We start from the raw sequence: 25,429 nt of genomic DNA on the forward strand, positions 1-25,429 counted from the left end.
CATATAACTGAAATAATAAACTACAGGAAAAACAGGACAACGGAAACTAATTTCACAATCACTACATTATTAAGCCATGCTTCTGTTAAACAATAAGATTTAACAGTAGATTCTCTCTAAATTTTAGTTGATTGAAATTAAATTAGCATGTCCTTATGGGTATTTTTAGTATTAAAATTCTTTTCAGGTATATCTCAAGCGGCTGAAAAAGCCTGCTTTATACTACGATTATGCTGCAATATTAAGGATAATTTCCAACATAACCTTTCTGTATCATCATTTTAGGAAGTTTTTATATCCCAATAATAAAAGTTGACAATTTGCTATATATAGTATAAATCCTTTAGAACTACGATTATCAGACAAGTAAAACATCAGAATGTTTTTTTTGTAAAAAAAAATTAACACATTTTCACCCAGAATATGCCACTATAACATCAATAAGCAACACATAAAGTAAAAAACAAATATATTATTCAAAAAAAAATAATTATTAATGAAAAATTAATTATATTCACTTCACAATACAATCAAATACAAACAATATGAAAAAATTGAATTACCCTTTAGCATTATCCATTGTTCTTGTTACATTATCTGCGAATGTAAAGGCTCAGGATAAAAATTTCGACAACCACTCTATTGCAATAACTATTCCTGAAGTTGCTATAGTAGATATAGAACCTGCTGCCAGTAAAAACCTTACACTGGCATTTACTGCCCCCACGGAAGCAGGATTACCACTGAACGCACCAAGTCCCAATAGTACACTTTGGCTCAATTATTCCTCTATAAAATCTCAAACCGACCCTACCCGAAATGTTACCGTAAAACTAAATGCATTGGTTCCGGGGGTAGATATTAAAGTAACTGCGGCGGCGGCTACGGGTTCAGGTGGCGGAACAAGAGGAACACCTTCCGCACAGCTTATATTAAGTGCTGCTGACCAAACCATTATATCAGGAATCGGAAGTGCTTATACAGGTGATGGTGCTAATAATGGACACAATCTTACTTATGCCCTCAACTATGGTAGTACAGTTGGTTCTGTAGCATCCTATAGTGATCTGGAAGCGACAGCAACAGCATCAGCAATTGTAACCTATACTATTTCAGACAACTAACAGCCAGAAGCACAGTTACATTACTAAGAAGAAATTGCCAGAGCCATTTCTTCTAAAATTTTTATGTCGTTAATTTAATATTCAGCGTATGCTAAAGCGCATTCTATATATTGTTGCATTTGTTATGCAACTAGGTTTTTTACATGCAAGCATAGTGGTTCTTAATGGCCTCACTCACAATTACAAAGTAGAGAATGGCCAGATCTATAAGGGAAAAATTGCTATAGAAAATACAGGTATTGCTTCACAAAATGTAAAGATATACTTGCAGGATTTCAGCTATAAATCCGATGGTAGTATGAACTATACTGCTCCTTTGACGAATATAAAAACAAATGCAGACTGGATAAAACTGAACACAAATCTCATCACGTTAAGAGGGAAGGAAAAAACTGAAGTTTATTATGAAATCATTGTTCCTGAAAAAATTACTCAACCGGGCAGTTATTGGAGCGTTCTTATTGTAGAGCCTGTGGATGACATAAAGCCTAGTGACAAAAAAATGGGAATAAATATTACCTCGGTAGTTCGTTATGCAATACAAATAATCACGGATTACAGAACCGAAAATATAAAACCCGATCTTAAATTTGAGAGCATAAAAATGGAACATTTGGAAAATAAGCGACTGTTGAAAATTGCCATTGCCAATATGGGTAATATTTATTGCAAACCTACAGTCTCCGCCGAGTTATACAACAGCAAAAGCGGTCAAAAGATCAGCACCCTTACCGGCATACCAATGGGCTTGTTGCCTACAACTTCCAAATCTTTTTATATAGATATCAGTAAAATACCACCTGACAAATACAATGCAGTGATTATTGCAACTGATGAGAACGAAAATGCCTTCGCTCTCAATACAGAACTAGAAATAAGGAATGATTAAAAACCTTATCTCATATTTTATTTTACTATTTCCGGCACTTATTTATTCACAACTCCAACCACAGCAATCCATTAGTCAAAATGATAGTTTAGTGCCGGGAACAGCAACTTCCGTATCTTTTATTATAGAAAACAATACAACAGAAGACAAAATATATAGTTTGCAGGCCAATACATCAGAGAAACACATTACTCCTATTATAAATCAAAACGAATTAAAGGTTCCGGCACAAAGTAAATCTCTTTATATAGTTCCTATACGTATTGCTACTGAAACCCCGCAGGGTTCTTATACTTTGTCTGTACAGGGAACAGAGAAGAATTCTGAAAACAGATTTACAAGATCAGTAGCCATTACAATTACCAGTATACGCAACATTTCTCTCAGCACTTTAAATACTCCTGAGTTTGTTAGAGCTGGCGAAAATATTACAGCTACTTTTCTTTTAAAAAATAATGGAAATACCACAGAAAATATAAAACTGGAAAGCAGTCATGATTCGTCAATAGAAAAAGATTCTTCTTTTTCTTTAGCATCCGGAGAAAGCCGGGTTGTCTCTATTATAAAAAAAACAGATCCCTCTTTAGGTCGGAATGAATATCAGAATCTAAGTCTATCTGCTATTGTAGCAGGTTATTCTAAAGAAAAATTAACCGCTTATACCAGTACACGGATTATTGCCATAAAACCAATTGAAGAAGATGTATATCATAGATTTCCGATGTCTGCGGCCGTTTCGTTCATAGGTATGCGCAACAGAGGAATTTACGAAAATGGCTTTCAGGGTGAGATTCAAGGAAAAGGAAGTCTGAGTAAAGAAAATAAAGATATGCTTGAATTTCGGGCAGTAAGTCCCAACCCTGTTGAATTCAGTGCATTTACCAGATATGAAGAATATTATATTAATTATAAAAATCAGAATTTCTTTGTTCATTTAGGCGATAAGACATTTTCTTCTTCTTTTCTTACCGAGTTTGCCCGCTATGGACGGGGAGCAGAATTACGCTACGACTTTAAAAAAGTATCTTTAGGCGGCTTTTACAATCATCCGCGATTCTTTCGGGATATTAAGGAAGAATTCAATATATACTCTCAGTTCAGATTTGGTAAACAAACAGAAATTACAGCCGGATACCTGTACAAAATACCGCAAACAGATATCAATAACTATTATTATTCAAATAATACCTATCTCAGCTCTAAAGCCCATCTCCCCTATCTTGTTGCAAAATTCAAACCTTTTAAAAATATAGAAATCCAGGCAGAAACAGCCTATAGCTCTACCAATAAAACAAGCGGAACCGCTTACATACTTCAGGCACAGGCTAATTATGAAAAAATAAGCGGAAACCTGTTATATATGAAAGCAAGTCCACATTTTGCCGGTTATTTTAACAATACTAATTCCCTCAACGGGAATATTCAGTACAGAATTACTAAAAGGCTAAATGTTTCCGCAAGCTATATACAGGACGCCAAAAACTTTCAACGGGATACATTATTACTAGCCTCACCTTATCGGAAATTCTTTCAATACGGCATCAATTTTAGATACCTGAAAAGTGGTAGTATTATGTTTTATAATGGTTTTCAGTCTTATGAAGACCGCCTGAAAGACAAACAGTTTAATTACAATGAGAAGTTCTTTAAGGTAAGTATTAATCAGCAAATAGGTATTTTCAATTTGAATATGGAGGGACAGTTTGGTAGAACGGCCAATTATCTTACAGACTTTACTGGCAATTCTAATTTCTATACGGCTAATATTAGTTTTGAGAAGTTTAAAACGACTTTTAATCTATTTGGAAGCTATGGTACTACCTCTCGTTATCTGGAAAAAGATCAGAAGCAGATTTATTACGGTGCAAGGATTTCCAGCAGGCTTTCACAGTATAACTCGCTGAGTCTTTTTTATCAGAACAACTATATACCGGAGGAATACTACAAAGACCGTAATCTTTTCGAAATACTTTTTCATCAGCAAATTTCCCGTAATCATGGACTTGATATTTCCGGGCGATATGCCTTGCAACGTGGAGAACTGGGTGATAAGGACTTTATTTTCTCACTGCGTTACATCCTTCGGATGAATATTCCGGTGCAAAAAACAGCGGAATACACAATCCTTACAGGAAATATAAGCAACATGGGAGTAAGGAAGACAGGTGGTATCCGTTTACTGCTGGGCAATCATCTTTCTGTGACGGATATCAATGGTAATTTCACTTTTAAAAATATAGTTCCAGGAGATTACTATCTGGAAATAGACCGCTCAACTACCGATATGAATGATATCCCAAACCTTAGCTTTCCGGCTCAGGTATCTCTCGTCAATAAAGAAAATATATTCAATTTCGGCTTAACCCATGCAGCAAACATCAAAGGTCATATCCGGCTAAATGAACAAAGTAATATGAGCCAACAGGAAAATACGCCTCTCGTTTCTTCACAGGAAAAAAAGAAAAAAGAAAGCATCGTAGTAGAAGCGACCAATGGTGATCAGACCTACCGGAAAATATGTAGCATAAATGAAGACTTTGATTTCACCTACCTGCGTCCCGGAGAATGGACCGTAAGACTTTACAGAAATGGTCTGGACAAACGGTACAAAATTGCCACAGAAAATTTAAGATTTACACTGAACAGTGCTGAGAATAAAATAATCAATATTTATATTGTAAAACAACAGACAGAAATAAAATTTCAACAGGAGCCTGTAAAAGTAGAATACAATAGTAGTAAAAAAATAAAATGAAAAAATTAGTATTCCACATATTAGTCATTTTCTTCACACATACTTCCTGCGGTATATTTTCACAGGTTTCAACCAATAAATGGGTATCTGTAAACTTGCCCATAGTAAGCCTTTTGGATATAGAACCGGCCGGAGGTATTGCACTAAGCTTCATAGCACCTACAGAGGCTGGAAGACCCCTAACTAACCCGACAGCCAACACTACAAAATGGATTAACTACACTTCGGCAATAGCAACAGGTGGAGTCTCCAGAAAAGTAACTGCTTCTATTAACGGGCCTGTTGATGGGGTCGATATCAGACTACAGGCAGCTGCAGCAACTGGTCTGGGTGGTGGTACTTTAGGAACCCCGACCGGACAAATTACACTAAGCACAACTCCACAGACTATTATCAGCGGAATTGGAGGAGCATATACCGGAAACGGAACAAACAATGGCCATCAGTTAACCATATCGCTGACAACAAATATTTATGCCAACCTTCAGGCTCAGAGCAATACTACCGTCGTTATTACCTATACCATTACTGAATAAATGAAAGTATCAATCTCCACAAAATATCTATACAGCCTAATTTTAATAACAATAGGATGTTTTTATAATGCGCAAAGTATAATAGCAAACGGTACAGACTGGACCGTTAGTCCAACTATTACTGAAGCCGGAACCAATTATTTAGGAACCTACGAAACATCCCCCGCATCACCTTTTCAGATGTCACTAACCGTAACCGTTCCTGCTTTATTAAGTTCAGCAAGTATATCCGCCCGTTATATACCAGATCCAACATGGAATAATTCGTTAGGTATAGCTGTAAAAAGACTGAATAACGGAACCTCTCTCTGTGTTCTGTGTTCTGTAGCCGGGGGTACAGATTATATTTCGTTAGCCCAGTCAGATGTTCCATTTTTTAGCGTGCACACCCTGTTAGCTCTAACTTCCTTCACAGACATAGGTTTACAGCTTCGGCTTACCGGCATATCGGTTACTGTTCCTGCAGCTGCTTATAAAGCTAAAATACAGTTCACTATAGCAGCTCCGTAAGCAGAACACAAGAATATTAAGCATTTAATTTTAAGTATATTGCAATTGTATTTTTGTTGAACGCATAATCACCTCTCCCATGAAATTCAAGGCTTTTTTTGAAACATTTGCCAATAAGGCAACCAGCTTTACAGGCAGTTCTTCTGCTTTTACAATAGCATTGGCTATTGTTATTATTTGGCTTTTAAGCGGTCCATTTTTTAATTATTCAGAGACCTGGCAGTTGATTATCAATACCGGAACCACAATTATTACCTTTTTAATGGTTTTCCTTATTCAGAAGTCACAAAATAAAGACAGTAAAGCAATCCAGTTAAAACTAAATGAGCTGATTGCAGCAAGTAAGGATGCCAGCAACCGAATGGTAGATATAGAAGATCTTACAGAAAAAGAACTCGACCAGCTACACCAGTATTTCGTAACATTGGCACAAATGACCAAAAATGAGATTAATATCCATCAGTCTCACTCCATAGATGCTGCAAATAAAAACCATATAAAGAAGCAGGATAATTAATTGTCCTAAAACTCTGTCTTCTATAAAAAAGATAATATATCTATTTTTCATTTTTATAAACCATTGTAATCATCGACTAACACGCATGTAGCAATTATTCATCTGTCCTTGGCATTTTATTTGTAAACTAACAGAGGTCTAACCTAAAAAATATTATTATGAAAAATTTATTTAAAGTAGCCGGACTTTTTTTATTAACAGCTTTCACAATCGTATCTTTCTATTCTTGCAGCCGAAGTGATGATCCTGCTGACAACGATTTTTTTGCAGGAACATATAAAGGAAATGTATCTTATAGAAACAATACTAACTCTACCACTATTAACAATACCAACGGAAGCGTATTCGTGACTAAAATTGCTAGTGGAACAAGATATAATTTTACTTTTTCAGATAAAATTCCGGATCTGAATGGTGTTGAATTTGAAAAAAAGGGAGATAATACTTTAGTTAGTATAGGAGCTAACGATACCTCTTACATCAGAATTGACAGCAATAAATTAAGAATTTTCTATACAAAAGACGGACAAACCTGGACCGCAGATTGTAACCGTTAAATTCTAAATAATTATAATGAAAGACCACTTTAGGTGGTCTTTTTTATTCAGGCCTATTACCCTATAATAAATATAATTGCAAAATAAGAAGTCTATAAATTTTCTTATAATCACAAATTTAATATTCCATTAATATACAGTAAGTTAAAACGATGTACCTTTATAATAGAAAGTGAATATAGTATTGTAACCAAATACATTAACACAATGAAAACTATTGTACATTTCTTCCAAAGACTATTCTTCCGTTTGTTTCTAACACAGTTTAGTTCATTTTATTCTCCGTTGAAATTTCATAAAAATTAAACGGCTGAATGAGAGGAATGCAGATGTTGTCATTAAACCACTCCGAATAGATGCTATTGACAAAGGAAGCCTTTGGCAAAGATTTTATCTGGGGAGTATCTACTGCGGCATATCAAATAGAAGGTGCACATAATCAGGATGGCAAAGGCCCTTCTGTATGGGATATATTTGTACAAAAAAGAAATAAAATATTCCGCAATCATACAGGTGATATTGCGTGTGACCATTACAACCGCTATATAGATGACCTGTACCTCATGCACAGCATGAATATACACAATTACAGATTTTCTGTTTCCTGGAGCCGAATTCTGCCAGAAGGTACAGGCCAAATCAATCAGACCGGAATCGATTTTTACAACAAGCTTATCGATCTTTCATTAGAATTGGAAATCATTCCATGGATTACATTATACCACTGGGATTTACCACATAGCCTTGAGGTAAAAGGCGGCTGGACCAACAGAGATGTTAAGGATTGGTTTGGTGACTATGTTGCTATTTGTGTAAAGAGTTTTGGAGATCGCGTAAAAAACTGGATGGTACTAAATGAACCTACAGTATTTACTGCTGCGGGTTACTTCTTTGGTGTACATGCCCCCGGCAGAAAAAGTATTGAAGGTTTTTTAGCAGCCGCACACCATGCTGCTCTGGCGCAAGCCCACGGAGCAAGAGTCATAAAGCACTACAACCTGAAAGTAATGTAGGCACTACTTTTTCCTGCTCACATGTTGAACCCTATACAAATCGGGAAAAAGATATTAAAGCTGCTAAAAAAGCAGACCTTTTGCTTAACCGATTATTTATAGAACCTTTACTGGGTATGGGATATCCGGTGAATGAAATTAAAACTCTGAGAAGAATAGAGAAATACATCAAACAAAATGATGAGCAGGATCTAAAATTCGATATGGATTTTATTGGCATCCAAAATTATACACGTGAGATTATCCGTTATGCCATGTTTGTTCCTTTTCTGCATGCAAAAATTGTAAGTGCCAAGGACAGAAAAGTAGAACTGACAGCTATGGAATGGGAAGTATATCCGGAATCTATTTATCATATTCTGAAGAAGTTTCAGGCTTACGAGAATATTCCACCTTTAATTATTACCGAAAATGGTGCTGCCTTTTCAGATATATTACAAAACAATGTAGTACATGATCCCAAAAGACTGCAGTATATTCAAAATATATTACAGCAGGTACTGCGCGCAAAACAGGAAGGTATAAATGTAAATGGTTATTTTGTATGGACTTTTCTGGATAATTTTGAATGGGCGGAAGGATACCATCCCAGATTCGGTTTGGTACATGTAGACTTCCATACCCAACAGCGCACTGTAAAAGCATCGGGACACTGGTATGCTGATTTTATTAAATAACCCGGAAAGCCCGTAATATATTACACTGAGTTTTTCCAAGAAAAATCATTAGAGAAAGCAATCTTATTCCTTCCTTAATATACCTTTCTCTACACTGTCGTTGATAAGACCTTCCGCATACTCCCATATATTTTCAGCTCCGTCTTTAATGGCAACTTTTTTAGCATATACTTTAGTATAATTCACGCCCGGTGTATTCCAGGTACCTCCATTATTAGAAGTATTTTGCAGCAGAGGTTCCAATCGGTCCATTGCTCTGGCAAATTTTGCTTCGGCTGTTTCACCAGCTTCAAATTCTTCCCATATTGCTATCAGTTCCTTTGCCTGTTCATCGGGTAATATTCCAAATATACGCTGAGCCGCCAATCTTTCTTCATCTGTATTGCTGTGATTCTTTTGTGTGTCGTAGATAAAGGTATCCCCTGCGTCTATTTCTACAACATCATGAATCAGAACCATTTTGATAACTTTCAGTATATCTACCGGTTCATTAGCATGTTCAGCTAATACAACCGCCATCATAGCCAGATGCCAGCTATGTTCCGCATCATTCTCATTGCGGTCGCTATTGAACAGTTTTGTTCTGCGCTGAATGTATTTGAGCTTGTCAATTTCTTTTATAAAGTCTATTTGTTTGAGCAGTGTATCCGGAAGCATGTATAAGCGGGTATTTATATTCTATAACTATACAAAGATAGTGGATCTTATACTACTTATTTAAATTACAAAACCAGATTATGATTTTAAGTAAATAGGGAATCTTGCAATACAAAATTTACATTTTCTCCATTTTATAAAAAATAACATGTATTTTATGAAAATAACGCTTAAACATCAGCCTATTAAATTTTAATAGTACATTTGTTACTAAGAAAATATGATAATATATAATTTTTTAATTTAAACTGAACATTTATATGAGTACTTTGTTTATAAAAAATATGGTTTGTAATCGTTGCATCATTGTTGTTCAGAACGAATTAGAAAAACTCGGACTGGAAGTTAAATATATAAAGCTAGGTGAAGTTACGCTTGCCAATCAATTAACTTCTGATGAAAAAAATGCAGTAGGAAATTCACTGATTTTATTCGGCTTTCAGATCATAGATGATAAAAAAAGCAGAATTATAGAAAAGATAAAAAACACTATTATTGATTTGGTACACCACCAAAACAATAATATAAAAAATAATTTGTCTGATATTCTGAGTGAGATCCTTCATCATGACTATAATTATTTATCTAATCTTTTCTCTGAAGTAGAAGGTACTACTATTGAAAAATATTTTATTGCTCAGAAAATTGAAAAAGTAAAAGAATTACTGGTATATGATGAACTGACTTTAAGTGAGATAGCCCTTCGCCTAAACTATTCGAGCATTTCATATCTAAGCAACCAATTTCGTAAAGTAACCGGACTTACTCCTAGTCATTTCAAAAAAATTCGTGAAGATAAAAGAAAACCACTAGACAAAATATAAGTAAATCTTACAAATCAACGCCTTAATTTCACAATAATCATACTATCGATTCTTGTCAACTTTGCATTGTAAAAACAATCTGGAATGACAACCAATAATAGTAATAAGGGAATAATATATAATCCTTCAGAAGATGTAGAGAGTCAACATTGTGCATTAATTGTAGGAAAAGAACTGGACCAAGTAAAACACACAGAAAGCCAAAAAATAGAGCTAAACAACCAACAAGCTTTTATAACAGTAAATAGTAACGAAGCGATTGAAGATGCCGCCGTAAAGAGTGTTAAGAATCTTGGCTATAATGTTATCACAACTAAAGCTAGCTACCCTGTTTTAGGGATGACATGTGCGTCCTGTGCAAGTAGTGCTGAAAATATTGTAAAAAATGAACCTGGTGTCGTTAATGCTTCTGTAAACTTTGCTACAGGAAATCTGAGTGTAGAATATCTTCCCAATATGACCAACACTATACAGCTTCAAAAAGCAGTATTATCTGGTGGTTACGATTTGTTGATTGAAGATGAATCTACACAACACGAAACTCTGGAGATTATTCATACCCGGAAATTCAGACTATTGAAAAAGAAAACATTGTGGGCTGTACTACTATCAATACCGGTGGTGATTATCGGTATGTTTTTTATGGAAATACCTTACGCAAATCCAATTATGTGGCTATTTTCTACACCAGTTGTATTGTGGTTGGGAAAAGACTTTTTTGTAAATGCATGGAAACAGGTAAAACATAAATCAGCTAATATGGATACGTTGGTGGCACTAAGTACAGGCATTGCTTATATATTCAGCGTATTCAATATGCTATTTGCAGACTTCTGGCACCAAAGAGGTTTACATGCTCATGTTTATTTTGAAGCAGCATCTGTAATTATTGCATTTATTTTATTAGGAAAATTATTAGAAGAAAAGGCCAAAGGTAATACATCTTCAGCTATAAAGAAATTAATGGGATTACAACCCAAAAATGTTATTGTGATACAAGAAGATGGTACAGAGCGACAAATGGCTATAGAAGAGGTAGAAGTTGGTAATATCATTATGGTAAAACCCGGAGAAAAAATTGCAGTCGACGGAATAGTTACTTCAGGAAATTCCTATTTGGATGAAAGCATGCTGAGTGGAGAACCTATTCCGGTGCTAAAAAAGGAAAATGAAAAAGTATTTGCCGGTACCATAAACCAAAAAGGTAGTTTTCAATTTAAAGCTGTAAAAGTAGGTAAAGAAACGATGCTAGCTCAGATTATCAAAATGGTACAGGATGCACAAGGCAGTAAAGCCCCCGTTCAGAAGCTGGTGGATAAGATTGCAGGTATCTTTGTTCCTACAGTAATTAGTATTGCTATACTTACCTTTATTTTATGGCTTGTTTGGGGAGGGCAAAATGCTGTTGTACAAGGATTGCTTGCAGCTATTACTGTACTGGTCATTGCATGTCCTTGTGCATTAGGATTGGCTACTCCTACAGCTATTATGGTTGGTGTGGGAAAAGGTGCTGAAAATGGTATTCTTATAAAAGATGCTGAAAGCCTTGAGCTGGCAAAAAAAATAAATACTGTTGTATTGGACAAAACGGGAACTATTACCGAAGGGAAGCCACAGGTAACTGGTATCAAATGGTATAATAATGACGATACCGCTAAAAATATTTTACTGAGTCTAGAAAAACAGTCCGAGCACCCACTGGCTGAAGCTGTTGTAAAATATCTTAATGATACTGCAACCACTCCTATTTCAATGTTCGTAAGTATTACTGGTAAAGGAGCAAAAGCTGATCATAATAACGAAACTTATTTGGTAGGGAACAAAAAATTTCTGACAGAAAATAATATAATTATTACAAAAGACCTTTTAAAACAAGCTGATGAATGGAGCAATCAATCAAAAACTGTTATATGGTTTGCCAACAGTAAGCTGGCTCTTTCAGTATTGGCTATATCTGATAAAATTAAAGAAACATCGGCTCAAGCTATTAAAGAAATGCAAAATAAAGGTATAGAGATATACATGCTAACGGGTGATAATGAAGCTACCGCCAAGTCTATTGCAAAACAGACTGGTATAAAACATTATAAAGCTGAAGTAATGCCTCAGGATAAAGCAAATTTTGTAAAAGAATTGCAACAACAAGGGAAGGTAGTGGCAATGGTTGGTGACGGAATTAATGATAGTACTGCATTGGCAACAGCAGATGTAAGTATAGCAATGGGTAAAGGAAGCGATATTGCAATGGATGTAGCGAAGATGACTATTATTTCTTCTGATCTGACCAAAATACCTCAGGCTATAAAATTATCCCGACAGACGGTTGCTACCATCAAACAAAATTTGTTCTGGGCATTTATTTATAATCTTATAGGTCTGCCAATAGCAGCAGGTATTCTTTATCCTGTTAATGGTTTTTTACTGAATCCTATGATAGCTGGTGCAGCAATGGCTTTGAGTAGTGTAAGCGTGGTAAGTAACAGTTTACGCCTAAAATGGAAAAGATAAACATTGAGCGTTTTTATTCCTGTTAACCTAATAATCAGTAAATATCATAAACAACTGAGGAAAAAATGTAATAATAAAATACCTGATTGTACTGAACTTTGTATAACAATAAAAGCAATTCAAAATGAAAAAATTAGAATTAAGCATACCTGGTATGCAAAGTGCACATTGCCAAGAAACGGTAAATAATGCTATTAAAACAATTAATGGCATTGAAGTTCAACACATGGAAGCAGGGAAACTATCTGTTTCCATTGATAGTGCGGAAATAAAGGAATTAGTTAATGCAATTGAAAAAGCAGGCTATAAGGTAAGCAATTACGATAGTCCTAATTTTCGGGCTACTGAATCCGACGATTACTCAAGTTAATCTAACTTCGGGAGTACAATGTGCTCCCGAAATTTAAAAAAAATATGAAGTTAGATCATGGTACTATTAATAAAAGGAATGGTATGCTTCAGATGCATCTATGTGTTGGATCACGAGATGTCTAATCTTGGTTATGAAGTACTGAATATACAGTTGGGACGTGTTGTTATCAATAGTGAAAGTACTGCAAAACCTGATTTAATGGTTATTAGGTCCATGCTAAATAAACATGGTTTTGATTTATTATATGATAAAAATGAAAAAATAATTAAAGAAATTAAAATTATCGTTAAAGATGGTATTCAGCAACAGCTTAATACTGGTATACCTGTAAAATTTTCTTTACTCATTAGCAGTATACTTCATAAAGATTATGATTCTCTAAGTTCTTTATTTTCATCTATACAAGGACTTACTCTTGAGAAATATATCATTCACCAAAAAATTGAAAAGGTTAAAGAACTATTGGTTTATACTGATCAGTCTTTGTCTGACATTGCATATTCCATGGGATACAGCAGTCCGTCGCATCTTTCTAATCAGTTAAAAAAACATACAGGTTTTACCTCTTCATACTACAAACAAATAAGACAGGACAAGATGTCTATTTTAGATAATCAGTCACAAAAAAACACTTAATAAGCTTTAGTTAAAATTTTTAAGATCAAAAGTATTTCTTTATCAATTTCCATAAATTCTTTTTGAACCTGTATGCAAATGTATACAGGTTTTTCTCTAGTTCATAAAGTTTATTCTTAAATAAATTTTACAACACATCGCTGTAATTATGCAAAAAAATTGAATACTACCAAGTATATATTTGTCAATAAAATCAATTGTTTGTTGCATAACTTAAAAAAAAGACAATGTTTTACAAATACCACACACCCAAATTAGGAATATTAATTCCGTTACTAGGCGTACTACTCGCAGCTTGTGATAGTAAACCTAAAAAAGAAGCTAAAGCTCCTGCTGCCGGAAAGCTACCAGTAGATATTCTTGTAGCACAGGAGCAGACATTAGACCAGCAAGAAATCTTTGTAGGTACTATAATGCCTCATCGTGAAGTAGCAGTTGTGAGCGAAACTGCACAAAAGATAACCAAAGTAGCCTTCAAAGACGGTGGCTATGTAAGTCAGGGAGCTATACTTTACACCCTCAATGACGCTGACCTTAGGTCACGGCTAAGACAGGTACAGGCAGAGCTTAAACTTGCACGGCTAAATAAAGAACGTATGGCTAACCTACTGAAGACCGAAACCGTGAAACAACAGGAGTATGATGAAGCCTTTATGCGTTTCACTTCCCTCGAAGCACAACAGGATTACCTACAGACAGAGCTGGCAAAAACCGTTATCCGGGCTCCATTTTCAGGGAAGGCAGGTATTACAAAAGTACATCTAGGCGCCTATGTACCCCCTGGAACACCATTAGTAAATCTTCAGGACCAAAGCAGTATAAAAATAAGCTTTACACTTCCTGAAAGGTACTTGCCACTAATAACATCCGGAACACCAATTAAATTCAGTACAGGATTGTCTGAAGAACAGTACAGTGCCAGCATTACAGCTACCGAACCTGGACTGGATGCTAAAGACAGAAGCCTTCAGGTGCAAGCCATTGCGAGTAACAGTGGTGGGAAATTCCGGCCTGGAGAATCTGTTAAAGTATATTTCAGTACCGAAAAGAAAGGCACAAAAGGTGTTATGATACCTACCGAAGCATTGATGCCCGGAGAAAAAGGCTATAATGCATTTGTGATAAAAGGCGGTATAGCTAAACCTACACCGGTAGTCATAAGCAACAGAACCGAAACAGAAGCAATCATTACTTCCGGTATAAAATCAGGCGACAGCATTGTTATTTCCAATATGCTTCGTGTTGGCGATGGTACTCCGGTACAAGCTGTCGTAAAAAAATAACCCATCTCAATTTGCAACATTATGAGTATATCATCTTTAAGCATAAAAAAACCAGTTTTAGCCGGTGTATTTTCCCTCCTTATCGTTATTCTTGGTATCGTGGGATGGAAACAACTCGGTATCCGGGAATTCCCACTCACGGAACCACCTGTAATCTCAGTCGTTACCTTTTACCCCGGAGCAAGCCCAGATGTAATCGCTTCCAAACTGACCCGGCCTATGGAAGAATCCATTGCCGAGGCAAATGGAATAAGGACTATTTCTTCTGAATCCAGAGAACAGGTAAGTGTTATTTCGATAGAATTTAACCGTGATATAGATATAGAAGATGCCCTGAATGATGTGAGAGATAAAGTATCCAAAGCTAGGAAGCAGCTTCCTGCAGATGTGGATCCACCTATCGTACAAAAAGCATCCTCACCAGACAATCTCGTAGCCTTTCTGGAAGTAGAAAGTGATACTAAAGATATTAAAAACGTTAGTCATATTGCCTCAACCATTATCAAAGACCGGGTACAATCCATTCCGGGGATCAACAATGTAGCCATTGTAGGTGAACATAAATACGCCATGCGGCTACGCTTTGATCCGATAAAACTGGCAGCCTATAAACTGACACCGGAAGATATCCGACAGGCATTGTTACGGGAAAATATAGATGTTCCGTCCGGACGTGTGGAAGGAAATAACAGTGAACTGAGTATACGTACACTGGGCAGGCTCACTACTGTATCCGATTTTGAGGAGATGATTGTCAAACAGACTGAAAATACAGTTATCCGTTTGAAAGACATAGGTTCAGCAGAACTAGGAGAAATGAACGAACGTACTGCCATAATCAACGAAACCGGTAATCTCAACCGTGTGGGTGTGGGTGTAGCCATACAGATTCAACGAGGGGCAAACGCTATTCAGGTAGTAGATGAATTTTACAAACGTCTCGAACAATTACGCAAGGATATCCCATCCGAGTATCGTCTTATTGTAGGATTCGACTTCACACAATCCGTACGCGAATCCATAAAAGAAGTAGAAGAAACCCTCTTTATAGCTTTTGGGCTTGTAGTCATTATTATCTTCCTGTTTTTACGCGACTGGCGGTCTACTATCATTCCGGTCATTGCCATTCCGGTATCCATACTGTCAGCATTTTTCATAATGTATATAGCTGGCTTTTCCATCAATGTACTCACATTACTAGGTTTAGTACTCGCTATTGGTTTGGTAGTAGATGATGCTATCGTTGTCCTAGAAAATATTTATAAAAAAATAGAAGAAGGTATGCCTCCGGTACAAGCTGCATTTAAAGGTTCCAAGGAAATCTATTTTGCTGTAATCTCTACCACCATTACGTTGGCAGCCGTATTTTTACCCATTGTCTTTATGGGAGGTATCAGTGGACAACTCTTTAAAGAGTTTGCCATTGTTGTATCCGGATCTGTACTGGTATCAGCATTTGTTGCCCTTACATTAACGCCTATGCTTAGTGCCTATTTTCTGAAAAAGAAAGAAGGACCAGGTTGGTTTCATCGGGTAACAGAACCTTTCTTTATTCGCCTGAACAACGGATATGCGCGTTTATTAACTGCCTTTATGCGTGTCCGGTGGATGGCGTGGGTGTTCCTTGTGGGCACCAGCTTGCTTATCTATTTTGTCGGTAAAAAACTACCCTCCGAGCTTGCTCCGGTAGAAGATCGTTCCAACATGAATCTTATTGCTGTAGCGCCCGAAGGTGTTTCTTTCGATTATATGAAAAAACACATGATGGAAGTGGGCAAATATGTCAACGATTCTACAGATGGATTGTACCAGACTTATTCCATGGTAGCTATTTCTTTTATTCCGGCTCCGGCTCCTGTTAATGTTGCTGTACAGAGTATTTATCTGAAAGACCCTAAAGAAAGAAAAGCCAGCATACAGGATTTGTACAATCAGTACGGAGCGGCATCCGGAAATTTTAGAGGGTTTCTTTTATTCCCTTATCTGCCACCTACAATTGGTACGCGCTATGGTGGGGGCATGCCTGTACAATTTGTATTGCAGGCACAGGACTTGGGCACACTTACGACAGCACTTCCTAAGTTTCTAAATGCTGTACGCCAGAGTAAAAAACTGATGTTTGCTGATGCTGACCTGAAAATAAACAAACCTGAAATCAAAATTAATATTGACAGGCAAAAAGCAGCCCTGATGGGTGTTTCCATAGAAGAAGTGGCTCGCACTTTACAACTATCACTCTCTGGGCTACGTTATGCTTATTTCCTACGCAATGACAGACAATATGAGGTTATCGGACAGATGAAACGTGAATTACGAAATGATATCACAGACCTTAATTCCATCTATGTACGTTCCAATACAGGACAACTGATTCCGTTGAATAATCTTATTACCACCGAAGAGGCAGTAAGTCCGGCAGCTATATACCGCTACGACCAGTTTACCTCTGCCACTGTATCTGCAGCTCCGGCTCCTGGAGTGAGCCTTGCCGAGGGAATAGAGGAAATAGAACGTATAAAAAAGAATGTATTGGGCGAAAATTTCAAAACGTCTTTAGCCGGTCAGTCACGTGATTACAGAGAAAGCCAGGGTAATATCGCTTTCACCCTTATTCTGGCCCTAGTAATTATCTACATGATTCTGGCTGCACAATTTGAGAGTCTGCGTGACCCACTGACCATTATGCTTACCGTACCAATGGCTGTCACAGGAGCCGTTCTCAGTCTCCATTGGTTTGGTCAAAGCCTTAACGTATTCAGTCAGATAGGTATCATCACTCTTGTAGGACTTATCACCAAAAATGGAATTCTGATCGTGGAGTTTGCCAATCACCTGAAAGACACGGGACTATCCAAATACGAAGCAGCTATACAGGCAGCAGAGCAGCGATTCCGTCCTATTTTGATGACCTCACTGGCTATGATATTCGGGGCATTACCTATCGCACTTACTGCTAACAGCCGTCAGTCGCTAGGTATTGTTATCGCAGGTGGACTTGTATTCTCAGGAATACTTACCCTGTTCATTATTCCGGCAGTATACTCCTATCTGTCCAGTAACAAACGCAGAAAAGAAGCTGTAGAATTGGATGAAAACGAGATAACAATTGTTGATGATAACAAATAAAATTGCCAGATTATCCCCTCTCAGTTGATTCGCCATTCGACTGAGCAAGGTGATAAGAATAAAATATGACAAAATAATCGGTGAACCCATTTATGACAATAAACATTTTCACATGAAAAAAGCATCACATATACTTATAATAGCCCTGCTATTGCTCACAAGCAGTACTCCGCTACTTGCTCAAAAAAAGACGCTTTCGCTTCAGGAAGCTTTGACTATGGCAAAACAGGGGAACAAAGCATTGCAGGTACAGATATTGGAAGAAAAGAATGCTACAGAGCAGACACGGGAAAGTAAAGGGCGGCTGTTGCCTGATATTTCGGCAGGAGTAGTGTATTCTTACTATTTTGACCGTCAGAACATTTTCCTCCCCGGATCGTTTGCCGGAACCAATAAAGCGGTACAGGAAGTTGCTGTTGGTGGCAGAAATGCCTTTAACGGATACGTATCTTTATATCAGCCCGTTCTCGATTTTGCCTCACACAGGCTGACACAGGCATCCAAACTTAATGAGAAAATCCAGTCTGAAAAGACGGAAGACCTGAAAAGTCGGGTAGCACTAAGGGTTTCTACTCGTTATCTCGACATATTGATGATGAAGCGCCAACTCAGTCTTTTGGAACAAAGCCATGAGCGTAATGTCCGCGCCCTGAAAGATTCCCGAGCTTTGCTGACTCAGGGCAGAGGGCTAAAATCGGACACTTTACGGAGCTTTATAGCTGTGGAGAACCTGAGATCTTCGGTTTCCTATCTCAGAAATAGCATTGAAGTTTCCGGTATGGAGCTCAAAAGACTTATAGGATTGGAAGATGCAGAGGAACTAGAGCTTACTGACGAACTGGAATTTGATATGAAAGCTAACCAAAGTGCGTTTCTTAATGTGGGTGAAGCATTGGAAATTGCTGAAACCAATCGAAATGACTTAAATGTACAGGAGTTTATAATAGCTATGCAACAGCAAAAACTGTATGCCATCAAAGCTGAATTATTGCCTAAAGTTTCGATAATCGGTCAATATCAGGTACAGGCGCAGGCAGACAATCTGAAATTCAATGACTATGTTTGGCCAAGAACTTCTTTCCTGGGATTACAAGTTAGCGTACCTATATTTAACGGTGGGCAACGCAAATCCAGAATCAGTCAGGCAAGAATAATAACACAACAAGAACAGATAAGGCTGAATGACCTGAAAGATGAAGTAAAGACAACATTGGCAAGCATCATCAGTAAATGGAAAGAAGCGTCCACCCAACTGGAGATCCAAGTAACAACAGTACAATCCGCAGAGCTAAACCATCAAATGACTGAAGACCGTTTCAAAAACGGGTTAGGCTCCCGATTGGAACTGACGGACGCCGAACTGGCGCTCACACAGGCTAAAATCAGCTACCTGCAAGCAGTATATAATCTAAGAATATTATATACAGAGTTACAACATGCTTTGGGAATGTTGGAACTATAGTCTATAGAACAAACAATACTAAAATTCAGATACTAACTAAAAATAAATATGAAAAACATTTCATCAGTTGAACCAACAACACCTTATAGCAAAAGATGGGCGGCTCTTTTCTTATTATGCACCGCCGAGTTCTTGGTAATAATGGACACCTCAATCATTGGAGTAGCATTACCCGCAATAAAAGCAGATTTAGGCTATTCACAAACCGGACTGCAATGGATTTTTAATGCCTACGTTATTCTTTTTGGCGGTTTTTTATTACTAGGTGGGCGTCTGTCAGACCTATTCGGGGCACGCAAAATATTTATGTGGGGGTTTGCCATTCTTACCTCAGCATCTCTTTTGGCAGGTGTCGCATGGTCAGAATCTACTCTTAATATAGGGCGAGCTCTTCAAGGTCTGGGATCTGCATTTATTGCACCGGCAGCACTTACATTAGTTCTATCCAAATTTACCGATCCAAAAGAACTTAACAAAGCGCTTGGATTTTGGGGTGCTTCTGCAGCAGCTGGAGGTTCAGCCGGGGTTTTTCTCGGCGGAGCAATTACCGAATGGCTTTCATGGCATTGGATATTCCTCATTAACATTCCAGTAGGCCTCATTGTACTAATGCGTAGCCGCAGCCTGCTATTCACTGGTGAGACAAGACAAGGAAAAGTAGATATGGTGGGAGCTATTCTGGCAACAGCAGCTCTTATACTAATGGTATATGCTATAGTATCATCTGAAAGCGAGGGTTGGGGTTCGGTACATACCATTGGTCTTCTGTTACTATCATTGATATTGCTGTTTGCCTTCTATATTCTTCAAAAACAGAAAAGCGAACCTTTGATGCCCCTGTCAATTTTCAAAGTACCTAATCTTTCAGCGGGTAACATCGTCATGGCATTACTAGCAGCAGCATGGATACCACTGTGGTTTTTCCTTAATCTGTATTTACAACAAACACTTCATTATTCGGCCTTTAACAGTGGATTAGCGCTATTACCAATGACATTGGCTATTATGTTTCTAATGGTAGGCGTTACGGGAAAACTGGTAGCAAGGTTTGGCTTCAAGTCCAATATTATTATAGGTCTGTTTGTCCTTGCAATATCACTTATTCTATTTAGCAAAGTCCCATCAGACGGAACCTTTGTTGTCCATGTATTACCAGCATCACTATTAGGTGCAATAGGCATGTCACTTACTTATATTCCGGCAACAGTAGCTTCTATGTCTGGGGCAAAACCTGAAGAAACAGGACTAGCATCAGGTTTAGTCAATACTAGTTATCAGGTTGGATCAGCTCTTGGACTGGCAATTATAGTAGCCATCTCTGCCGCTAAAACGAATAGTCTTAAAATGGCTGGAGAAGTGGAATCCACAGCTCTTAATATAGGTTTTCAAACGGCCTTTTTCTCTGCCGGAGTAATTTGTATTGTTGCTGCAATTATTGCAGCAGTACATATACGATCAATGAAATAATAAAATTTACTTTAATATAGTAGTAGTAGTAGTTTAGTTGTGGTGTTTAAAAAGCCCACCACAGGCCTCGCCTCTCAGAGGTGAGGTTTTGTGGTTGGTGATAATAAGAATACATGTGAAAATAATAAAGATTGGTTTTCCGTAACTCTTTTCATGAAACAACCAGTAAATATCACAAATAAAAGATGAAATATTGCAAACAAAACTGCTCTCTATTGAATGAAATTTGTAATAACAATAACGTTAAAAACAAAAGTAAAATGGAAGATAAAAATTTTCAATTCAAAACAAACCTTAATTGCACCAGTTGTGTTGCAAAAGTAGAATCTGAACTTAATAATACCGACGGTATCTCTGAATGGAATGTTGACGTAGCCAACAGCAATAAAACACTTACAGTAAAAGCTGAGGGTATTTCTGAAGAAGAAGTAATAAATATCATTAAAAAGAAAGGTTTTCATGCTGAGCCTCTGCCTATAAAAGCTTAAGCTTTTATTATTCTGAACCATCAAATTATTATGTATGATATTCCATAAAAATTCGTATAAATTTTTCAGAATAAAATAGACAGAGCAAAAGTTAAGGGTTGCAATATAATATTGCAGCCCTTAATGTTTTTGTAAGTGCAAAATCTGTAAAACTCATAAAACAAACAGTAAATACCGTAACATAAAATTGATTTTAGTTTTACAATTTTGTTGTTTAAAATCTAATAAAGATTATGAAAGCAAAAATTAACTGGAGCAATGTATATATATTGTTTTTATCGCAAGCATTATATCAAACCTCTTCCACTCTGGTAATAACATTATCCGGAATAGTAGGTATGCAAATGGCACCCGATAAAAATCTGGCTACATTACCTCTTGCCATGACGACTATTGGTGCAGCAGTCATGATGATACCTGCTTCTATGATCATGAGAAAAATAGGTCAGCGAAAAGCTTTTATGACAGGTACAGTAATCGGCGCTCTATCTGGTATAGTTTCCTGGTACGGTATCATCCATCAATCTTTTTGGATATTCTCAGTGGGTAATATGCTGCTGGGGGCTTATCAGGGTTTCACACAATACTACCGTTTTGTAGCGGCAGATTCTGTTCCTGATCGAGCAAAAAGTAAAGCCATATCCTGGGTAATAGGAGGTGGTATTGTTGCTGCCTTTACAGGGCCTAATCTCGCAAGATTTACACAAGACATAGGCACAATCCCCTATGCATATTCTTATCTTTCCACTATTCTGCTAGGCATATTAGCTTTTGGGGTAGTGTCACTATTAAAACTTCAGCATGTTCCTGTTTTACCAACTCATATTCAAAAACAAAACGGACGCCCTTTAAAAGAAATCATTAAAAATAAAAATACCATTCTGGCTTTATTCTCCTCTGCGACAGCTTTTACAGTAATGGGAATGTCCATGACTGCTACACCTATAGCCATGCATGATTTCGGACATTCGCCCGACAATACAGCAATGGTTATTCAGTGGCATGTATTGGGTATGTTTTTACCCTCTTTCTTTACAGGTACACTTATTCAGAAATTTGGTGTACATCGTATTATTATTGCAGGAATACTTATTCTGTTTATATACTTGTCTATAGCTTTTTCGGGAACTGATTTTATCAATTTTATTGTTGGATTATTTATTGTAGGGTTAGGTTGGAATTTTCTTTTTATAGGAGGAACATCTATTCTTACAAAAGTCTATAAGCCTGAAGAAAAGGAGAAAACACAAGCTTTCCATGATTTCACAGTTTTTACAGTCATCAGTATTTCGAGTTTTTTTGCAGGGGCTTTATTTAATCATTGGGGCTGGACCGGGCTTAATTTAGTATTACTTCCCTTACTTATCATTACACTCATAATAACTATAAGAGTTATGAAACATAATAATCAGTAAATATTACAAATCTAAACGCAAATACCACAATAATTATAGATATATTTTTATGGAAATTTGTATAGTAAGACAATAAATCATCAAATATGAATACACATCAGCACACAAACAAACCAGAAGTTAAGATTGATTCTGAACCAGAAATTGCAGAAGCTGGAAAACCAGCATTCTTTCTTATTTCGGTAACCGAAAATGGTAAAAGTATTCCTTTAGAAGTTGTACATACTATGAAAATGCATCTATTACTGGTAAATGAAGAATTAACATGGTTTGATCATATTCATCCTGAAGAACAGACAGACGGAACTTACCTTGTTTCTGAAACTTTTCCATCAGCAGGAAAATATCTTTTGTTCATTGATTACAAGCCTATTGGAGGCGAAGCAGCCGTTGATAAACATACAATTGAAGTACAAGGTAAACAAATATCCAGCAGTCAGGAACTACAAACAAAATTAGTTGCTACTGTTGATGGATACCTGGTGACTTTAGCTAACCGGAATGATCTAAAAACAAACAGAGCACAAAGCCTGCAGTTTTCTGTAGAGAAAAATGGAACAAGACTTCTGGAAAAGGATATGCAGCCTTATCTTGGAGCAACGGCTCATATCGTAATGATAAACAAAGCCGACAAAGACTTTCTTCATATTCACCCAATGTCGGACCAACGTTTTCCAATTTATGCAGAAACTTATATTGAAAAAGCTGGTTTATACAGAATGTGGGTACAGTTTAAAATAGATGAAAAGGTTCATACTGCAGATTTTACTGTGGTAGTTTCAGAAGGAACAAAAACAGAAACAAGCCTCAATAATCATGGTGCCCATCATTAATCACTATATGTAAAAGGAAGATGCATTTTTATTTACGCTACAGAGTAAATTTGTATTCCATCTGAAAGCTCTGTTTTTATAAAACAGAGCTTTCTCATTTTGCAGTATTTTATTTACAAAGATAGGCTTTGTATATTCAGGTTGTTTACCAAATACCTATTTGGTTTTCCAAATTTCTTTTAGACTCATCTACAGCTAACCAGGTATTTACCTTTTTTCATCTCTTTTGTCATAAGCTGTAAGATAATGGATATGTAATTTCTCGCCTTCATTCAGCTCGGGAACCTTTGTTACAAATCCATTTTGTTTCATTTCGGTTATTGATTTATGAAAGTCTGCATTGTTTTTTAGTCTTGGCGGAAACCAATCATCATTTTCAGCTCTTATAAAAAGAAGTAACGAACTTTAAAAAAGAAAATAATAGATAACCATACAAGTACATTATTTTCCTTTCCTTTAAAATTCAGGCTTTTATTTATATATTGCTCATCTTTTCAGTTAAATGGTTGTCTATTTTATTATTCTCAAATATTCAACCTTTAAGAAGTAAAGAAAACTAATAACCAAAACTTATTTCATGTTAAACACTCACCCCCCTACAGCTGCTTTTGCAGATACCAAGCCACATTACAATATTCTCGATGGTTTGCGTGGAGTAGCAGCTATTACTGTGGTATGTTTCCACATTTTTGAGGCTTTTGCCACAAGCCATTTAGATCAGCGCATTAATCATGGTTATCTGGCTGTTGATTTTTTCTTTATTCTTTCAGGTTTTGTAATGGGCTATGCCTATAGTGACCGTTGGGGAACAATGACGACTAAGGATTTTATTAAACGTAGAATTATACGCTTGCATCCAATGGTCGTAATGGGTGCTATAATTGGTGGAATTTTGTTCTATACACAAGTTTGTGCGGTGTGGGATGTATCAAAAGTATCTGCCATATCATTATTTGGAGCAACGCTTCTCAATGCTCTTTTAATTCCGGCTCCTCCGGGAACCGAAGTCCGTGGCCTTGGTGAGATGTTTCCGCTAAACGGACCTAGCTGGTCTTTATTCTTTGAATATATAGGTAGTATTCTCTATGCACTGATTATCCGCAGATTTTCTACAAAAGCACTTTTAGCTCTGGTTATTGCTGCAGGATTAGGCTTGGGAGCTTTTGCAATATTTGAACCTTATGGTGATATCTGTGCAGGATTCTCATTGACCGGAATCGAATTTACAGCAGGATTTTTGAGATTTATGTTTTCATTTTCTGCCGGACTGCTTCTTTTCCGTGTTTTTAAACCACTGAAAATAAAAGGTGCATTCTGGATATGTGGTATCATTCTCGTTACGTTTCTGGCTATCCCTCGTATAGGCGGAGCAGAGCATCTCTGGATGAATGGATTATATGATACAGTATGTTGTGTTGTTTTTTTCCCGCTTCTGGTATGGTTTGGAGCTTCAGAAAAAAGCACCAGTCAGTTGACAAACCGTATTTGTAAGTTCCTCGGAGACCTTTCCTATCCGTTGTATATGGTGCACTACCCTTTTATTTATCTGTATTATGCATGGGTAAAAAATGGTAATCTTACATTTCAGCAGTCATTTCCAGGTGCTGCAGCAGTAGTTATAGGCAGTATTATTCTGGCCTATATCTGTCTGAAATTTTATGATATACCAGTGAGAAAATACCTGACTGCAAAATTTTTAAAGTCCAAAAGCAGCATAAAAAATTAGTAATTAAAATCTAGGATTATATAAAAACAGCAGACTATTCGGATAGCCTGCTG

At 36.8% G+C, this 25,429-nt stretch carries 20 protein-coding genes and 1 pseudogene; 20 read left to right on the forward strand and 1 reads right to left on the reverse strand.

All coding sequences use genetic code 11. The annotated features are described in order from the left end of the window. Positions 1–545 precede the first annotated feature (545 nt). The 8 genes and pseudogenes from BAZ10_RS15050 to BAZ10_RS15085 all read left to right on the forward strand — a co-directional run bounded on the left by BAZ10_RS15050 (position 546) and on the right by BAZ10_RS15085 (position 8,578). Positions 546–1,124: a hypothetical protein gene (locus tag BAZ10_RS15050; protein ID WP_009091631.1), complete on the forward strand. Its 579-nt coding sequence runs from the start codon at positions 546–548 to the stop codon at positions 1,122–1,124. A gap of 88 nt (positions 1,125–1,212) precedes the next feature. Next, on the forward strand, positions 1,213–2,013 hold the full coding sequence (locus BAZ10_RS15055; RefSeq protein WP_078772724.1) for a WxL protein host-binding domain-containing protein: 801 nt from the start codon (positions 1,213–1,215) through the stop codon (positions 2,011–2,013). Then, complete coding sequence (locus BAZ10_RS19100; RefSeq protein WP_078772725.1) at positions 2,006–4,768, forward strand: COG1470 family protein; 2,763 nt, start codon at positions 2,006–2,008, stop codon at positions 4,766–4,768. The genes BAZ10_RS15055 and BAZ10_RS19100 overlap by 8 nt, the downstream gene beginning before the upstream one ends. Continuing rightward, positions 4,765–5,304 (forward strand): hypothetical protein, encoded by a 540-nt coding sequence (locus BAZ10_RS15065; protein ID WP_078772726.1) that lies wholly within the window; start codon positions 4,765–4,767, stop codon positions 5,302–5,304. The genes BAZ10_RS19100 and BAZ10_RS15065 overlap by 4 nt, the downstream gene beginning before the upstream one ends. Next, positions 5,305–5,814 (forward strand): hypothetical protein, encoded by a 510-nt coding sequence (locus BAZ10_RS15070; protein WP_078772727.1) that lies wholly within the window; start codon positions 5,305–5,307, stop codon positions 5,812–5,814. Positions 5,815–5,893: 79 nt separating this feature from the next. Further along, positions 5,894–6,331 carry a low affinity iron permease family protein gene (locus tag BAZ10_RS15075; protein ID WP_078772728.1) on the forward strand — a complete coding sequence of 146 codons (438 nt, stop codon included), beginning with the start codon at positions 5,894–5,896 and terminating at the stop codon, positions 6,329–6,331. Positions 6,332–6,489: 158 nt separating this feature from the next. After that, positions 6,490–6,888, forward strand: coding sequence for a hypothetical protein (locus BAZ10_RS15080; protein ID WP_078772729.1), 399 nt, complete (start codon positions 6,490–6,492; stop codon positions 6,886–6,888). A 356-nt stretch (positions 6,889–7,244) separates the two neighbouring features. Beyond that, positions 7,245–8,578 (forward strand): annotated as a pseudogene (locus BAZ10_RS15085) (GH1 family beta-glucosidase). A gap of 63 nt (positions 8,579–8,641) precedes the next feature. On the opposite strand, the gene BAZ10_RS15090 reads toward BAZ10_RS15085, so the two are convergent. Next, a complete protein-coding gene (locus BAZ10_RS15090) occupies positions 8,642–9,235 on the reverse strand; it encodes an HD domain-containing protein (RefSeq protein ID WP_078772730.1) in 594 nt (197 codons plus the stop codon). Between the two features lie 260 nt (positions 9,236–9,495). On the opposite strand from BAZ10_RS15090, the gene BAZ10_RS15095 reads away from it, so the two are divergent. The 12 genes from BAZ10_RS15095 (at position 9,496) to BAZ10_RS15150 (ending at position 25,376) form a co-directional block, all read left to right on the forward strand. Next, positions 9,496–10,059, forward strand: coding sequence for a helix-turn-helix domain-containing protein (locus tag BAZ10_RS15095; protein ID WP_078772731.1), 564 nt, complete (start codon positions 9,496–9,498; stop codon positions 10,057–10,059). Positions 10,060–10,143: 84 nt separating this feature from the next. Continuing rightward, positions 10,144–12,567, forward strand: coding sequence for a heavy metal translocating P-type ATPase (locus BAZ10_RS15100; RefSeq protein WP_078772732.1), 2,424 nt, complete (start codon positions 10,144–10,146; stop codon positions 12,565–12,567). A 124-nt stretch (positions 12,568–12,691) separates the two neighbouring features. Next, positions 12,692–12,937 (forward strand): heavy-metal-associated domain-containing protein, encoded by a 246-nt coding sequence (locus tag BAZ10_RS15105; RefSeq protein ID WP_078772733.1) that lies wholly within the window; start codon positions 12,692–12,694, stop codon positions 12,935–12,937. 57 nt (positions 12,938–12,994) lie between these two features. Further along, on the forward strand, positions 12,995–13,576 hold the full coding sequence (locus BAZ10_RS15110; protein ID WP_078772734.1) for a helix-turn-helix domain-containing protein: 582 nt from the start codon (positions 12,995–12,997) through the stop codon (positions 13,574–13,576). A gap of 227 nt (positions 13,577–13,803) precedes the next feature. Then, positions 13,804–14,859: an efflux RND transporter periplasmic adaptor subunit gene (locus tag BAZ10_RS15115; protein WP_078772735.1), complete on the forward strand. Its 1,056-nt coding sequence runs from the start codon at positions 13,804–13,806 to the stop codon at positions 14,857–14,859. A gap of 21 nt (positions 14,860–14,880) precedes the next feature. After that, a complete protein-coding gene (locus tag BAZ10_RS15120; RefSeq protein ID WP_078772736.1) occupies positions 14,881–17,985 on the forward strand; it encodes an efflux RND transporter permease subunit in 3,105 nt (1,034 codons plus the stop codon). Positions 17,986–18,097: 112 nt separating this feature from the next. Beyond that, positions 18,098–19,447: a TolC family protein gene (locus BAZ10_RS15125; RefSeq protein ID WP_078772737.1), complete on the forward strand. Its 1,350-nt coding sequence runs from the start codon at positions 18,098–18,100 to the stop codon at positions 19,445–19,447. A gap of 48 nt (positions 19,448–19,495) precedes the next feature. Beyond that, positions 19,496–20,914, forward strand: coding sequence for an MFS transporter (locus BAZ10_RS15130; protein WP_078772738.1), 1,419 nt, complete (start codon positions 19,496–19,498; stop codon positions 20,912–20,914). Positions 20,915–21,174: 260 nt separating this feature from the next. Continuing rightward, positions 21,175–21,402 (forward strand): heavy-metal-associated domain-containing protein, encoded by a 228-nt coding sequence (locus BAZ10_RS15135; protein ID WP_078772739.1) that lies wholly within the window; start codon positions 21,175–21,177, stop codon positions 21,400–21,402. A 233-nt stretch (positions 21,403–21,635) separates the two neighbouring features. Next, positions 21,636–22,817, forward strand: a complete 1,182-nt coding sequence (locus BAZ10_RS15140) for an MFS transporter (protein ID WP_078772740.1) — start codon at positions 21,636–21,638, stop codon at positions 22,815–22,817. Between the two features lie 86 nt (positions 22,818–22,903). After that, positions 22,904–23,650: a hypothetical protein gene (locus tag BAZ10_RS15145; protein ID WP_078772741.1), complete on the forward strand. Its 747-nt coding sequence runs from the start codon at positions 22,904–22,906 to the stop codon at positions 23,648–23,650. 577 nt (positions 23,651–24,227) lie between these two features. Then, on the forward strand, positions 24,228–25,376 hold the full coding sequence (locus tag BAZ10_RS15150) for an acyltransferase family protein (RefSeq protein ID WP_078772742.1): 1,149 nt from the start codon (positions 24,228–24,230) through the stop codon (positions 25,374–25,376). Positions 25,377–25,429 lie beyond the last annotated feature (53 nt).

This window comes from Elizabethkingia occulta, from assembly GCF_002023715.1.
In the GTDB taxonomy this organism is placed as follows: domain Bacteria; phylum Bacteroidota; class Bacteroidia; order Flavobacteriales; family Weeksellaceae; genus Elizabethkingia; species Elizabethkingia occulta.

Excerpts from the sequence above, each read along its gene's own strand:
- BAZ10_RS15150 (WP_078772742.1), top strand. The coding sequence starts at position 24,228 with ATGTTAAACACTCACCCCCCTACAGCTGCTTTTGCAGATACCAAGCCA.
- BAZ10_RS15075 (WP_078772728.1), top strand. The coding sequence starts at position 5,894 with ATGAAATTCAAGGCTTTTTTTGAAACATTTGCCAATAAGGCAACCAGC.
- BAZ10_RS15095 (WP_078772731.1), top strand. The coding sequence starts at position 9,496 with ATGAGTACTTTGTTTATAAAAAATATGGTTTGTAATCGTTGCATCATT.
- BAZ10_RS15110 (WP_078772734.1), top strand. The coding sequence starts at position 12,995 with ATGGTACTATTAATAAAAGGAATGGTATGCTTCAGATGCATCTATGTG.
- BAZ10_RS15050 (WP_009091631.1), top strand. The coding sequence starts at position 546 with ATGAAAAAATTGAATTACCCTTTAGCATTATCCATTGTTCTTGTTACA.
- BAZ10_RS19100 (WP_078772725.1), top strand. The coding sequence starts at position 2,006 with ATGATTAAAAACCTTATCTCATATTTTATTTTACTATTTCCGGCACTT.
- BAZ10_RS15065 (WP_078772726.1), top strand. The coding sequence starts at position 4,765 with ATGAAAAAATTAGTATTCCACATATTAGTCATTTTCTTCACACATACT.
- BAZ10_RS15135 (WP_078772739.1), top strand. The coding sequence starts at position 21,175 with ATGGAAGATAAAAATTTTCAATTCAAAACAAACCTTAATTGCACCAGT.
- BAZ10_RS15115 (WP_078772735.1), top strand. The coding sequence starts at position 13,804 with ATGTTTTACAAATACCACACACCCAAATTAGGAATATTAATTCCGTTA.
- BAZ10_RS15120 (WP_078772736.1), top strand. The coding sequence starts at position 14,881 with ATGAGTATATCATCTTTAAGCATAAAAAAACCAGTTTTAGCCGGTGTA.
- BAZ10_RS15070 (WP_078772727.1), top strand. The coding sequence starts at position 5,305 with ATGAAAGTATCAATCTCCACAAAATATCTATACAGCCTAATTTTAATA.
- BAZ10_RS15145 (WP_078772741.1), top strand. The coding sequence starts at position 22,904 with ATGAATACACATCAGCACACAAACAAACCAGAAGTTAAGATTGATTCT.
- BAZ10_RS15055 (WP_078772724.1), top strand. The coding sequence starts at position 1,213 with ATGCTAAAGCGCATTCTATATATTGTTGCATTTGTTATGCAACTAGGT.
- BAZ10_RS15105 (WP_078772733.1), top strand. The coding sequence starts at position 12,692 with ATGAAAAAATTAGAATTAAGCATACCTGGTATGCAAAGTGCACATTGC.
- BAZ10_RS15140 (WP_078772740.1), top strand. The coding sequence starts at position 21,636 with ATGAAAGCAAAAATTAACTGGAGCAATGTATATATATTGTTTTTATCG.
- BAZ10_RS15100 (WP_078772732.1), top strand. The coding sequence starts at position 10,144 with ATGACAACCAATAATAGTAATAAGGGAATAATATATAATCCTTCAGAA.
- BAZ10_RS15130 (WP_078772738.1), top strand. The coding sequence starts at position 19,496 with ATGAAAAACATTTCATCAGTTGAACCAACAACACCTTATAGCAAAAGA.
- BAZ10_RS15090 (WP_078772730.1), bottom strand. The coding sequence starts at position 9,235 with ATGCTTCCGGATACACTGCTCAAACAAATAGACTTTATAAAAGAAATT.
- BAZ10_RS15125 (WP_078772737.1), top strand. The coding sequence starts at position 18,098 with ATGAAAAAAGCATCACATATACTTATAATAGCCCTGCTATTGCTCACA.
- BAZ10_RS15080 (WP_078772729.1), top strand. The coding sequence starts at position 6,490 with ATGAAAAATTTATTTAAAGTAGCCGGACTTTTTTTATTAACAGCTTTC.